The 13,382-nt window shown below is 71.5% G+C and carries 10 protein-coding genes; 3 read left to right on the forward strand and 7 right to left on the reverse strand.

Annotated features, from left to right (window positions below):
• Positions 1 to 79: 79 nt before the first annotated feature.
• The 7 genes from gap to uvrA form a co-directional block, all read right to left on the reverse strand.
• Positions 80 to 1,084: a type I glyceraldehyde-3-phosphate dehydrogenase gene (gene gap / locus ABD297_RS06885; RefSeq protein ID WP_344254100.1), complete on the reverse strand. Its 1,005-nt coding sequence runs from the start codon at positions 1,082 to 1,084 to the stop codon at positions 80 to 82.
• A 180-nt stretch (positions 1,085 to 1,264) separates the two neighbouring features.
• Positions 1,265 to 2,245: a DNA-binding protein WhiA gene (gene whiA / locus ABD297_RS06890; protein ID WP_147067695.1), complete on the reverse strand. Its 981-nt coding sequence runs from the start codon at positions 2,243 to 2,245 to the stop codon at positions 1,265 to 1,267.
• A gap of 72 nt (positions 2,246 to 2,317) precedes the next feature.
• Complete coding sequence (locus ABD297_RS06895; RefSeq protein WP_344254250.1) at positions 2,318 to 3,295, reverse strand: gluconeogenesis factor YvcK family protein; 978 nt, start codon at positions 3,293 to 3,295, stop codon at positions 2,318 to 2,320.
• 5 nt (positions 3,296 to 3,300) lie between these two features.
• Positions 3,301 to 4,218 (reverse strand): RNase adapter RapZ, encoded by a 918-nt coding sequence (rapZ, locus tag ABD297_RS06900; RefSeq protein WP_344254101.1) that lies wholly within the window; start codon positions 4,216 to 4,218, stop codon positions 3,301 to 3,303.
• Positions 4,215 to 6,269 carry an excinuclease ABC subunit UvrC gene (uvrC, locus tag ABD297_RS06905; protein WP_344254102.1) on the reverse strand — a complete coding sequence of 685 codons (2,055 nt, stop codon included), beginning with the start codon at positions 6,267 to 6,269 and terminating at the stop codon, positions 4,215 to 4,217. Before uvrC ends, rapZ begins: the two co-directional genes overlap by 4 nt.
• A gap of 51 nt (positions 6,270 to 6,320) precedes the next feature.
• Positions 6,321 to 6,884 (reverse strand): Rieske (2Fe-2S) protein, encoded by a 564-nt coding sequence (locus ABD297_RS06910; RefSeq protein ID WP_344254103.1) that lies wholly within the window; start codon positions 6,882 to 6,884, stop codon positions 6,321 to 6,323.
• The gene (gene uvrA, locus ABD297_RS06915; RefSeq protein ID WP_344254104.1) at positions 6,881 to 10,018 is read right to left on the reverse strand and encodes an excinuclease ABC subunit UvrA; all 3,138 of its coding nucleotides are present in this window, start codon (positions 10,016 to 10,018) and stop codon (positions 6,881 to 6,883) included. Before uvrA ends, ABD297_RS06910 begins: the two co-directional genes overlap by 4 nt.
• A gap of 93 nt (positions 10,019 to 10,111) precedes the next feature.
• Between uvrA and ABD297_RS06920 the strand changes: the two genes are divergently transcribed.
• From ABD297_RS06920 to ABD297_RS06930, 3 genes are read left to right on the forward strand one after another with little or no spacing between them, the layout of a single operon-like run.
• On the forward strand, positions 10,112 to 11,935 hold the full coding sequence (locus ABD297_RS06920; RefSeq protein WP_344254106.1) for a glycoside hydrolase family 15 protein: 1,824 nt from the start codon (positions 10,112 to 10,114) through the stop codon (positions 11,933 to 11,935).
• Positions 11,922 to 12,623 (forward strand): maleylpyruvate isomerase family mycothiol-dependent enzyme, encoded by a 702-nt coding sequence (locus ABD297_RS06925; RefSeq protein WP_344254107.1) that lies wholly within the window; start codon positions 11,922 to 11,924, stop codon positions 12,621 to 12,623. Before ABD297_RS06920 ends, ABD297_RS06925 begins: the two co-directional genes overlap by 14 nt.
• Positions 12,620 to 13,303, forward strand: coding sequence for an MBL fold metallo-hydrolase (locus tag ABD297_RS06930; protein ID WP_344254251.1), 684 nt, complete (start codon positions 12,620 to 12,622; stop codon positions 13,301 to 13,303). The genes ABD297_RS06925 and ABD297_RS06930 overlap by 4 nt, the downstream gene beginning before the upstream one ends.
• The last annotated feature ends 79 nt before the right edge of the window (positions 13,304 to 13,382 follow it).

Below are 13,382 nucleotides of genomic sequence, written 5' to 3' on the forward strand. Positions count from 1 at the left end.
TTGGTGGTGCAGCCGGGCATGGAGGCGGCCACCGCCCCGAGGTGCTCGCAGGAGCACCCGGGGGCGGTGGCCGGGAGGCTCAGAGGGACTTGCCGACGAGCGCGACGAGGTCGACGAGGCGGTTGGAGTAGCCCCACTCGTTGTCGTACCAGCCGACGACCTTGACCTGGTTGCCGATGACCTTGGTGAGGCCGGCGTCGAAGATGCACGAGGCCGGGTCGGTCTCGATGTCCTTGGAGACGATCTCGTCCTCGGTGTAGACGAGGAAGCCCTTGAGGGGGCCCTCGGCAGCGGCCTTCACCGCGGCGTTGACCTCCTCGACCGTGGTCTCACGGCCGGCCTCGAACGTCAGGTCGGTCGCCGAGCCCGTGGGCACCGGGACGCGCAGGGCGTAGCCGTCGAGCTTGCCCTTGAGCTCCGGCAGGACGAGGGAGACGGCCTTGGCGGCGCCGGTCGTCGTCGGGACGATGTTGAGGGCGGCGGCGCGCGCACGACGCAGGTCCTTGTGCGGCGCGTCCTGCAGGTTCTGGTCCTGCGTGTAGGCGTGGATCGTCGTCATGAGGCCCTTGACGATGCCGAACTCGTCGTTGAGGGCCTTGGCCATCGGGGCGAGGCAGTTCGTCGTGCACGAGGCGTTGGAGATGACCGTGTGCTTCTCGGCGTCGTAGAGGTCGTGGTTGACGCCCATGACGATGGTGATGTCCTCGTTCTTGGCCGGGGCCGAGATGATGACCTTCTTGGCGCCACCGTCGATGTGCGCCTTGGCCTTCTGCGCGTCGGTGAAGAAGCCCGTGGACTCGACGATGACGTCGGCGCCGACACCGGCCCAGTCGATCGCGGCGGGGTCGCGCTCCTCGAAGACGCGGATGGACTTGCCGTCCACGATGATCGACGTGTCGTCGTAGGAGACCTCACCGGGGAAGCGACCCAGGATCGAGTCGTACTTGAGCAGGTGGGCGAGGGTCTTGTTGTCCATGAGGTCGTTGGTGGCCACGACCTCGATGTCGGCTCCGGACGCCACGATGGCGCGGAAGAAGTTGCGGCCGATGCGGCCAAAGCCGTTGATACCAACGCGAACGGTCACTGCTGTGCACCTCTTCGGTGAGACTGTTTCGGACGGAAAAGCCAGACCTCGGGCCGCCCCGTTGCGACCGTGATCACATCCACCCTAGTGCGTCGCCACGAGCGGCGAGGTGGGAGTCTCAGGGCTTGGTGAGCACGCGCTCAGCACGCTACTGGCCCTCGGGAGCGACGTGCGGGCTGCTCAGCTCTCCAGCATGTCGGCCGTGAGGTTGGCGTCGGTGCCGGCGACGCCGAGCTCCTCGGCCCGCTTGTCGGCCATGGCCAGCAGCCGGCGGATGCGGCCGGCGACGGCGTCCTTGGTCATCGGCGGCTTGGCCAGCTGACCGAGCTCCTCGAGGCTGGCCTGCTTGTGCTCGAGGCGCAGCACCCCGGCCTCGCGCAGGTGGTCAGGGATGTCCTCGCCGAGCAGCTCCATCGCCCTCTCCACGCGAGCCCCGGCGGCGACGGCGGCGCGTGCGGAGCGCCGCAGGTTGGCGTCGTCGAAGTTGGCGAGCCGGTTGGCCGTCGCGCGGACCTCGCGGCGCATCCGGCGCTCCTCCCACGCCATGACGGCGTCGTGCGCGCCGAGGCGGGTCAGCATGGCGCCGATGGCGTCGCCGTCGCGGATGACGACGCGGTCGACGCCGCGGACCTCACGGGCCTTGGACTGGATGCCGAGCCGGCGAGCCGCCCCGACGAGGGCGAGAGCGGCCTCGGGACCAGGACACGTCACCTCGAGCGCCGACGAGCGGCCGGGCTCGGTGAGCGACCCGTGCGCGAGGAAGGCGCCCCGCCAGGCCGCCTCGGAGTCGCACGTCGCCGCGCTGACGACCTTGGGCGGGAGTCCACGGACCGGCCGGCCGCGGGTATCGATGAGCCCGGTCTGGCGGGCCAGGGTCGCGCCGTCCTCGACGACGCGGACGACGTAGCGCGAGCCACGGCGCAGCCCACCGGCGGCCAGGACGAGCATGTCGCTCTTGTGCCCGTAGACCTCGGCGATGTTGCGGCGCAACCGGCGCGCGGCGTTCGCGGTGTCGAGCTCGGCCTCGACGACGATCTGGCCACCGATGATGTGCAGGCCGCCGGCGAAGCGGAGCATCGTGGACACCTCGGCCTTGCGACAGCAGGGCTTGGTCACCTCGAGGCGCGAGAGCTCGTCCTTCACCTTTGCTGTCATGGCCATGGGCGACATCCTGCCACCCTGATCAAGCACCTTCGCGCGGCGGGGCCGGTCGGTTCGGTCGCGCCGGTGTGCTCAGGAGATGACGTCGCGCAGCGCGGCGGCGAGCCGTAGCGGGTCGTGCACGCCCGGCTCACCCCGGGCGGCCACCGGCGCGACGACGAGCTCGGCTCCGAGCTCGGCCGCAGCGGCCCGCAGCGACGCGTCGTCGGGGACGACGCTGGGGTCGGCAAGCACGACGTCGAGACGGGTGTCGGGGGCGTTGGCGGCGAAGGAGGCGAGGTGGTCCTCCGCACGGAAGTCGCGGGTCTCGCCCATGTGCACCTCGAGGTTGAGGTTGAGCAGGCGCTTGGCCGGCGTCGTGACGAGCGCGTCGGCGAGGGCCGGCACGAGCAGGTGCGGCATGACCGAGGTGAACCAGGAGCCGGGTCCGAGCATGACCCAGTCGGCCTCGCGCACGGCCGCGAGGGCCTCCTCGCAGGGCTCCGGGCACGTCGGGACGATGCCGATCGAGGAGACGATGCCCGGCGACGACGCGACGCGGTGCTGCCCACGGACCTCGACCGTCTGCTCGGGATGGGCCGGGTCGTGCCCGCGGATCTCGGCGACGATCTCGAGCGGCTCCGCGGCCATCGGCAGGACCCTGCCGCGCGCCCCGAGGAGCCGGCCGACGAGGTCGAGGCCCTGCACGGTGTCGCCGAGCAGCTCCCAGATGGAGACGATCATGAGGTTGCCGAGGGCATGGCCCTTGAGGTCGCCGGTGCCGTCGAAGCGGTGCTGCAGCACGTCGCGCCAGGTGTGCCCCCAGTCGCTGTCGTCGCACAGGGCCGACAGCGCCATGCGTAGGTCGCCCGGCGGGAGCACGTCGAACTCCTCTCGCAGCCGTCCGCTCGACCCGCCGTCGTCGGCGACCGTCACCACGGCGGTGACGTTGTCGGTGAGCAGGCGCAGGGCCGTGAGGGCGGCCGCGAGCCCGTGCCCTCCCCCGAGGGCGACGATCCGGCGCTGGTGCGCCGAGCCGAGGGCCAGGCGTGCCGGCGTCGAGGCCGGGATCCCGGTCACTCGCGACCCAGGTCTCGGTGGACGACGAAGGTGTCGACGCGGTCGCGCCCGCCGAGCCGCTCGCTCAGGGCCTCGGCGATGGCCACCGACCGGTGCTTGCCGCCGGTGCAGCCGACGGCGACGGTGACGTAGCGACGGCCCTCGCGGACGTAGCCGTCGATCATCGTGTCGAGCAGGCTCCCGGCGCGCTCGAGGAACTCGTCGGCGCCCTCCTGCCGCATGACGAACTCGCTGACGGGAGTGTCGCGCCCGGTCAGCGACCGCAGCTCGGGGACCCAGTACGGGTTGGGCAGGAACCGCATGTCGAAGACGACGTCGGCGTCGAGCGGCAGGCCGTACTTGAAGCCGAAGGACATGACGGCGATGCGCAGCTGCACCTTGCGGTCACCCGCGAAGAGGGAGCTGAGCTTGGCGCTCAGCTGGTGCACGTTGAGGCCGGAGCTGTCGATGACGACGTCGGCGGACGAGCGCAGGTCGAGGAGCAGCTCCCGCTCGCGCTGGATGCCGTCGAGCAGCCTCCCGTCGCCCTGCAGGGGGTGCGGCCGACGCACGCTCTCGAAGCGCCGCACGAGGGCCTCGTCCGTCGCGTCGAGGAAGACGAGGCTCGGGCGCTCGCCGCGCTCACGGGCCGCCCCGATGGCCCCCTCGAGCTGGGCGAACCAGCCCCTCGAGCGCACGTCGACGACGACGGCCACCTGCTGGAGGTGCTCCTCGGGGTGCTGGGCCCGGGCCTCGTCGCGCAGCTCCGCCAGGTGCGTCAGCAGCTGCGGCGGCAGGTTGTCGACGACGAGCCACCCGAGGTCCTCGAGGACGTTGGCGGTCGTGCTGCGTCCGGCCCCGCTCATGCCGGTGACGATGACGATCGGCGCGTCGGCGAGGGGCGTCTGTGGTGTTCGCCTGCTGTCGGCGGTCATTCGAGCACTTCTCCCGTCGTGAGGTTCACGGCTGGCTGCTGCGGTGTCCCCTCAGCCAAGTGGCTGACCACGGCAGAAGCAAGTGACCGGCCGAAGCCGGGTAGGGCCATGATGTCCGTTACGTCCGCTGCCCGAAGGCGTTTCACCGAACCGAAGTGCTTCAGCAGCACCTTCTGCCGGCTCGCGCCGAGACCGGGTATGCCGTCGAGCTGGGAGGTCGTCATGGCCTTGGACCGGCGCTGGCGGTGGAACGTGATGGCGAACCGGTGGGCCTCGTCGCGCAGCCGCTGGAGCAGGTAGAGGCCCTCGCTCGTGCGCGGCAGGATGACGGGGTGGTCGTCCCGCGGGAGCCACACCTCCTCGAGGCGCTTGGCGAGGCCGACGAGGGCGACCTCCTCGATGCCGAGCTCGTCGAGGACCGCCTGGGCGGCGTTCACCTGCGGCAGGCCGCCGTCGACGACGACGAGGCTGGGCGGGTAGGCGAAGCGCCTCGGCCGGCCGGTCTCCGGGTCGATGGGACCCGAGGCCGGTGCGTCGTCGTCGCCGTTCGCGGGCGCCGGCACCTCGCCGCCAGGCCGCGCGCCGTCGCCGACGACTCCGGTGGACAGGTCGAGGTCGCCGGTCCCCTCGGCGTCCTCGAGGTAGCGGCGGAACCGCCGGGTCAGCACCTCGCGCATCGCCGCGGTGTCGTCGACGGTGACGGGCTCGTCGCCCTCCTCGCCGGTCGTGGCGCCCCGGACGATGAAGCGGCGGTACTCGCTCTTGCGGGCCAGGCCGTCCTCGAAGACCACCATCGAGGCGACGACGTTGGTGCCCTGCACGTGGCTGACGTCGTAGCACTCGATGCGCAGCGGAGCGTCGTCGAGACCGAGGTAGTCCTGCAGCTCCTGAAGGGCCTTGCTGCGCAGCGTGAGGTCACCGGCGCGGGCGACCTTGTGGCGGGCGAGTGACTGGTCGGCGTTGCGCCGCACGGTCTCCATGAGGGTGCGCTTGTCACCCCGCTGGGGCACCCGGACGCTGACGGCCGACCCACGCACCGAGGAGAGCCACTCGGTGACGGCCTCGACGTCCACCGGCAGGGTGGGCACGAGGACCTCGCGCGGGACGGTCTCGCGCTCGGCGTCGCCGTAGACCTGGAGCAGCAGGTGCTCGACGAGGGTCGGGACGTCCTCGCTCTCCTTCTCGACGACCCACCCGCGCTGGCCGCGGATGCGACCGCCGCGCACGTGGAAGACCTGGACCGCGGCCTCGAGGTCGTCGTCGGCGAGGGCGAAGACGTCGGCGTCGGTGGCGTCACCGAGCACGACGGTCTGCTTCTCCAGCGCCTTGGTCAGGGCCCCGATGTCGTCGCGCAGGCGCGCGGCCTGCTCGAAGTCGAGCTCGGCAGCGGCCTCCTTCATGCGGGTCTCGAGGCGCTTGGCGAAGCGCGTCGTGTTGCCGGCCATGAAGTCGCAGAAGTCCTCGGCGATGGCCCGGTGCTCGTCGGGGGTGACGCGACCCACGCACGGTGCGGAGCACTTGTCGATGTAGCCGAGCAGGCAGGGGCGCCCGCTCGCGGTGGCGCGCTTGAACACGCCGGCGGAGCAGGTGCGGATGGGGAAGACGCGCAGGAGCAGGTCGAGCGTCTCGCGGATGGCCCAGGCGTGGCCGTAGGGACCGAAGTAGCGGGTGCCCTTGCGTTTGGCCCCGCGCATCACCTGCGCCCGCGGGAACTCCTCGCCCATCGTGACCGCGAGGAACGGGTAGGACTTGTCGTCGCGGTACTTGACGTTGAAGCGCGGGTCGAACTCCTTGATCCAGGAGTACTCCAGCTGGAGGGCCTCGACCTCGGTGCGCACGACCGTCCACTCGACGGAGGCCGCGGTGGTGACCATCGTCGCGGTGCGCGGGTGCAGCGCCGTGATGTCCTGGAAGTAGGACGACAGGCGGGGGCGCAGCGACTTGGCCTTGCCGACGTAGATGACGCGGCCGTGGGAGTCGCGAAAGCGGTAGACCCCCGGGTCGGTCGGGATCTCCCCCGGCTTCGGTCGGTAGGTCGTCGGGTCCGCCACGGTCCCACCCTATGTCGGCCCACCGACGCCGCCGAACCCGGCGGCGGGCGGTCAGCTGACGGTGAAGCTGCTGCCGGTGACAGTGATCTTCTTGGGGGTCAGGCCGGTCGGCGCGGGACCCGAGACGCGGTCGCCGGTGGCGGCGTCGAAGTGGCTCTGGTGGCACGGGCAGATGATCTGGCCGCCCTCGACGGAGTCGACGGTGCAGCCCTGGTGGGGGCAGATCGCGTCGAACGCCTTGAACGTGCCCGCCGTCGGCTGGGTGACGACGGTCTGGCTGTCGGGGAAGACCTTGCCGCCGCCGACGGGGATGTCGGCGGTGGGCGTGCCGCCGCCCGACCCCCCGGCAGCCCCCGACGAGCCCGAGGACGCCGAGGACGCCGAGGACCCTGCGGACCCGGCACCGCCGCCCGAGGTGCTGCTCGGCACTGGCGGGCTGCTGCACGCCGCCAGGGCGCCCGCGCCGACGACGGCCACTCCTGCGACACCGGCGGCCTTGAGCAGTCCGCGCCGGTCGGTGAGCAGGGCGACGCGCTCGTCGAGCGCGGGGGTGCCGGCCGGGACGCGCGCGCTGCTCGTCGGCTGGGTCGGGTCGGGGTGGCTGCCCTGCGTCATGCGTTCCTCTTCCGGGTCGTGGTGGAGGTTCTCGTCTTGCTCACGGTGGTGCTCGACGTGCTCTTCTTGGCAGCAGCCGTGGTGGCGCCCCCGCGGGAGCGACTGGCCGCCTTCGGAGATGCGGCGGTCTTCGTCGTCTTCACTGTGCGGGAGTTCGTTGTGCGGCCCCCGTCAGATTGCTGGGAGCGCGCAGGGCTGGTCGTCTTCTTCTTCGTGGCGCCGGCGCCGACGCTCCCACGGGTCGTCCGGGCCGTGCGCTCGAGGATCGGCTTGAGGAAGCGCCCCGTGTGGCTGGCGGCCACCTCGGCGACGTGCTCGGGCGTGCCCTCGGCGATGACCGTGCCGCCGCCGGAGCCACCCTCGGGCCCCATGTCGATGATCCAGTCGGCGTTCTTGATGACGTCGAGGTTGTGCTCGATGACGATGACGGTGTTGCCCTTGTCGACGAGTCCCTGGAGGACGTCGAGGAGCTTGCGGATGTCCTCGAAGTGCAGGCCGGTCGTCGGCTCGTCGAGGACGTAGATGGTGCGACCGGTGGACCTCTTCTGCAGCTCGCTCGCGAGCTTGACGCGCTGGGCCTCACCGCCGGAGAGGGTGGGCGCGGGCTGACCGAGCCGGACGTAGCCGAGACCGACGTCGTTGAGCGTCTTGAGGTGGCGGGCGATCGCCGGGACCGCCTCGAAGAACGTGGCGGCCTCCTCGATCGGCATGTCGAGCACGTCGGCGATGGTCTTGCCCTTGAAGTGCACCTCGAGCGTCTCGCGGTTGTAGCGGGCGCCGTGGCACACCTCGCACGGGACGTAGACGTCGGGCAGGAAGTTCATCTCGATCTTGATCGTGCCGTCGCCGGAGCACGCGTCGCAGCGGCCACCCTTGACGTTGAAGGAGAACCGGCCCGGCAGGTAGCCGCGGACCTTGGCCTCGGTCGTCTCGGCGAACAGCTTGCGCATGTTGTCGAAGACGCCGGTGTAGGTGGCGGGGTTCGAGCGGGGCGTGCGGCCGATCGGGCTCTGGTCGACGTGGACGACCTTGTCGAGCTGGTCGAGGCCGGTGACGGTCTTGTGGCGACCCGGCACGTGGCGGGCGCCGTTGAGCTTGTTGGCGAGGACGTTGTAGAGGATGTCGTTGACGAGCGTGGACTTGCCCGAGCCGGACACGCCGGTGACCGCGACGAGGTTGCCGAGGGGGAAGTTCACCGAGACGTTCTGCAGGTTGTTCTCGCGCGCACCGCTGACGGTGATCTGGCGACCGTCGTGGCCGCGGCGGACCTCCGGCGACGGGATCTCGCGCCGGCCGGAGAGGTACATGCCGGTCAGCGAGTCGGGGTGCTCGAGCAGGCCCTTGACGGGCCCCGAGTGCACGACGTGGCCGCCGTGCTCGCCGGCGCCGGGGCCGATGTCGACGACCCAGTCGGCCGTCGCGATGGTGTCCTCGTCGTGCTCGACGACGATGAGGGTGTTGCCGAGGTCGCGCAGGCGCGTCAAGGTCTCGATGAGCCGGTGGTTGTCGCGCTGGTGCAGGCCGATCGACGGCTCGTCGAGGACGTAGAGGACGCCGACGAGGCCGGAGCCGATCTGGGTCGCGAGGCGGATGCGCTGGGCCTCGCCGCCCGAGAGCGTGCCGGCCGGCCGGTCGAGCGAGAGGTAGTCCAGACCCACGTCGAGCAGGAAGCCGAGCCGGGCGTCGATCTCCTTGATGACCCGCTCGGCGATCTGCTTCTCGCGGGCCGTGAAGTCGACCGTGTCGAGGAAGCCGGCGGCCTCACGGATGGCGAGGCCACAGACCTCGGAGATGTTCTTGCCACCGAGGAGGACGGCCAGCGACTCGGGCTTGAGGCGGGCGCCCTTGCAGACGGGGCACGGCACCTCGCGCATGAAGCCCTCGTAGCGGTCGCGGCTCCACTCGGAGTCGGTCTCGGAGTGGCGGCGCTTGATGAAGGGCACGACCCCCTCGAACCCGGTCGTGTAGGAGCGGTCGCGGCCGTAGCGGTTCTTGTACTTGACGTGGACCTTGTAGTTCTGGCCGTGCAGGAGCGCCTCCTTGGCGCGGGCCGGCAGCGCCCGGAACGGGGCGTCCATCGAGAACTTCATGTCCTCGGCGAGCGCGCCCATGACGCGCTGGAAGTACTCGGCCGAGCCGGACCCCTGGGCCCACGGCGCGATGGCGCCGTCGGCGAGCGACAGGTCGTCGTCGGGCACGACGAGCTCGGGGTCGACCTCGAGCTCGGTGCCGATGCCCGTGCACTCGGGGCACGCGCCGAAGGGCGAGTTGAACGAGAACGACCGGGGCTGGATCTCGTCCATGCCCAGCGGGTGGTTGTTGGGGCAGGCCATCTTCTCGGAGAAGCGGCGCTCGCGCTCCTTGTCCTTGGCGTCGCGGTCGACGAAGTCGATGATGACGACACCCCCGGCGAGGCCGAGGGCGGTCTCGACGGAGTCGGTGAGCCGGCGCTTGGAGCCGGAGTCGTCGCCCTTGGCCACGAGGCGGTCGACGACGACCTCGATGGTGTGCTTCTTCTGCTTCTCGAGGGTGGGCGGCTCGGTGAGCGAGACGACCTCGCCGTCGACGCGGGCGCGGGAGAAGCCCTTGGTCTGCAGCTCGGCGAAGAGGTCGACGAACTCGCCCTTGCGGCCCTGGACGACGGGCGCCAGCACCTGGAAGCGGGTGCGGTCCTCGAGCGTCAGGAGCTGGTCGACGATCTGCTGCGGGGACTGCCGCGTGACGGCCTCGCCGCAGACGGGGCAGTGCGGTCGGCCGGCGCGCGCGAAGAGCAGGCGGAGGTAGTCGTAGACCTCGGTGATGGTGCCGACCGTCGAGCGCGGGTTGCGGTTGGTCGACTTCTGGTCGATCGAGACCGCGGGCGAGAGGCCCTCGATGAAGTCGACGTCGGGCTTGTCCATCTGGCCGAGGAACTGGCGGGCGTAGGCGGACAGCGACTCGACGTAGCGACGCTGCCCCTCCGCGAAGATCGTGTCGAACGCGAGGCTCGACTTGCCCGACCCCGAGAGTCCGGTGAAGACGATGAGGCTGTCCCGGGGGAGGTCGACGGACACGTCGCGCAGGTTGTGCTCGCGCGCGCCGCGGACGACGAGGGAATGGGCGTTGCCGGTGGGCGTAGCAGTCACGCGCCTCATGCTAGGTCGGGTCACCGACAGTCCCCTCATCGGCGGCCCGACGTTGGACAGTGGCTGCGGGCTCCCGACCCGGCGGGACGGCATACTCACCCCATGAGTGAGCACGTGCCCACGCCGATCGAGGACTATGCCGTGCTCGGCGACCTCGGCACCGCCGCCCTCGTCAGCCTCCGCGGCTCGGTCGACTGGCTGTGCCTGCCCCGCTTCGACTCGCGCGCCTGCTTCTCGGCACTGCTCGGCACGCCAGAGCACGGACGGTGGCTCATCGCCCCCGCCGACCCGGACGCGGTGACGACGCGCCGCTACGTGGGCAACTCGTTCGTCCTCGAGACCACCCACGAGACCTCGACCGGCCGGGTGCGGGTCACCGACGTCATGCCCCTCGGAGACGGGCGCTCCGACCTGCTGCGCCGCATCGAAGGCGTCGAGGGCACCGTGCGGATGGTCCACGAGTGGACCGTGCGCTTCAACTACGGCCGGACGCGCCCGTGGGTGGCGCGCCACACCGACGACCGCGAGGACCACACCGACGAGATCATCACGGCCATCGCCGGGCCCGACATGCTCGTCCTGCGGGGCGCCCGGCTCCCCCACGCCCGGGACGGCCACCACGTCGACGAGTTCGACGTCGTCGCCGGCCAGACCTTCACGTTCTCGACCACGTGGTTCCGCAGCCACGACGAGATCCCGCCGCCGCTGCGGGTGCGCGCGCGGATCCGCGAGACGATCGCGCGCAGCGAGGAGTATGCCGCCCGCAGCGACTACGTCGGCCCCTACGCCGAGGCCGTGACGCGCTCGCTGCTCGTCCTGCGCGGCCTCACCCACCAGGAGACCGGCGGCATCGTGGCGGCGGCGACGACCTCCCTGCCCGAGGAGTTCGGCGGCGAGCGCAACTGGGACTACCGCTTCTGCTGGCTGCGCGACGCCGCGCTGACGCTCGAGGCGCTGCTCGGCTGCGGCTACGTCGAGGAGACGGCGCTCTGGCGCGACTGGCTCCTGCGCGCCGTGGCCGGCGACCCCGAGGACATGCAGATCATGTACCGCGTCGACGGGGGTCGTGACCTTCCCGAGCGCGTCCTCGACCACCTGCCCGGGTATGCCGGGTCGCGCCCCGTCCGCGTCGGCAACGCAGCCGTCGACCAGCGCCAGACCGACGTGCTCGGCGAGGTCCTCATCTCGCTGGACCACGCGCGCTCGAGGGGCCTCGAGGAGACCGCCGACTCGTGGCACCTCCAGCGCGCCCTGGTCAACCACCTCGCGGAGCACTGGGAGGAGGCCGACAACGGCCTCTGGGAGATCCGGGGCCCGCTGCGGCACTTCACCCACTCGCGCGCCATGGTGTGGGCGGCGTTCGACCGCGCCATCCGCGCCGTCGAGCAGCACGGGCTCGACGGTCCGGTCGAGCAGTGGCGCGAGCTGCGCGACCAGGTGCGCGACGAGGTGCTGACCAAGGGCTTCGACACCGAGCGCGGCACCTTCGTCCAGCACTACGACACCACCGAGGTCGACGCGTCGCTGCTGACGCTGTCGTCCATCGGCTTCGTCGACGGCGACGACCCGCGCATGCTCGGCACGATCGCGGCGGTCGAGGCCGACCTGGTCCGCGACGGGCTCGTCATGCGCTACCGCACCGACACCGGTGTCGACGGCCTGGCGGGCGACGAGCACCCGTTCCTCGCGTGCTCCTTCTGGCTCGTGACGGCCTACGCGAAGGCGGGTATGACGACGGAGGCCACCGAGCTGATGGACCGGCTCGTGGGCCTGACCAACGACGTCGGGCTGCTGTCCGAGGAGTACGACCCCGTCGGGAAGCGCATGGTGGGCAACTTCCCCCAGGCCTTCTCGCACCTGACGCTCGTCGGCGCCGCCCTGGCGCTGGCGAAGGCCACCGGAGAGGCGACGCATGCGACACGCTGACGTGACACCGGCCCTCGTGGCGGCCGAGACCGAACGCCTCGTCTCGACGGCGGCGTCCTTCCGCAACGATGCCGTGCTGGCGCCCTCGCTGTGCGAGGGGTGGTCCCGTGGGCACGTGCTCGCACACGTCGCCCGCAACGCCGACGCCCTCGTCCGGGTGTGCGACGTGGCCCTGACCGGGCAGGCCGACACGATGTACGACGACGTCGCCTCCCGCGACGCGGACATCGACAAGGGCGCGCGCCGCTCCGCGCACGACCACGCCACCGACATCCGTGACTCCGCGGCCCGGCTCGCCGAGCGGCTGGAGGCGCTGCGTCCGGAGCACGCCGACGTCAAGGTCGAGCGGACCCCGGGCGGCTTTCCCATCGCCGTGGGCATGGTGGCCTTCATGCGGCTGCGCGAGGTCGTCTTCCACCACGTCGACCTCGATGCCGGCTACACCTTCGCGAGCGCCCCCGCCGAGGTGGTGACCCTGTTCCTCCGCGACGCCGTCAACCGTCTCGTGCACGCCGACTCGCCCCCGTCGCTGCACCTCGTCACGACCGAGGGCGGCGAGCACGTCGTCGGCGACGGCGCGACCCGGGTGACCGGCCCCGCCGCGCAGGTGCTGCTCTGGCTGGCCCGAGGACGCTCCGACGGTGTCCGGATCGAGGGACCCGTCCCGCCCCTTCCCTTCGGAGGCTGACCGTGACCGAGCCCGACGACACCTACACCGGACACGTGAGCGCCGCCGGCCCCGCGGGCGTGCGCGAGCTGCCCGCGCTGACCATCCGCAAGCTGGAGGTCGGTGGCTTCGGCAACAACGCCTACCTGCTCACGAGCCGCGCCACCGGCGCGCAGCTGCTCATCGACGCGGCCGCCGAGCCCGACCGGCTCCTCGACCTCGTCGCCGCCGGCGGGCAGGGGCTCGAGACGGTCGTGACGACCCACAGCCACCACGACCACGTCGGCGCCCTCGCCGAGGTCGTCGCGGCGACCGGCGCGAGGACCGTGGCCGGGGCCGACGACGCGGATGCCCTGCCCGTCCCGGTCGACGTGCGCCTCCAGCACGGCGACACGGTCACCGCCGGTGACGTCACCCTCGACGTCGTGCACCTCCGTGGCCACACCCCGGGCTCGGTCGCCCTCGCCTACCGCGACCCCGCCGGGCACACGCACCTCTTCACGGGCGACAGCCTCTTCCCGGGGGGCGTCGGCAACACGAAGAACCCCGGCCAGAGCTTCGAGTCGCTCATCGAGGACGTCACGACGCGGGTGTTCGACGTCTACGACGACGACACGTGGTTCTACCCCGGTCACGGCGACGACTCGACCCTCGGCGCCGAGCGGCCGCACCTCGACGAGTGGCGCGCCCGCGGCTGGTGACCGCCCGGCCCGCGTGACGGCATACGCCCTCGGGTGACGACGTCACCGGATGAGAGTCGTCGCGTATGCCGTCACGCGG

Source organism: Terrabacter carboxydivorans, assembly GCF_039532035.1.
GTDB classification, from domain to species: Bacteria; Actinomycetota; Actinomycetes; order Actinomycetales; family Dermatophilaceae; genus Terrabacter; species Terrabacter carboxydivorans.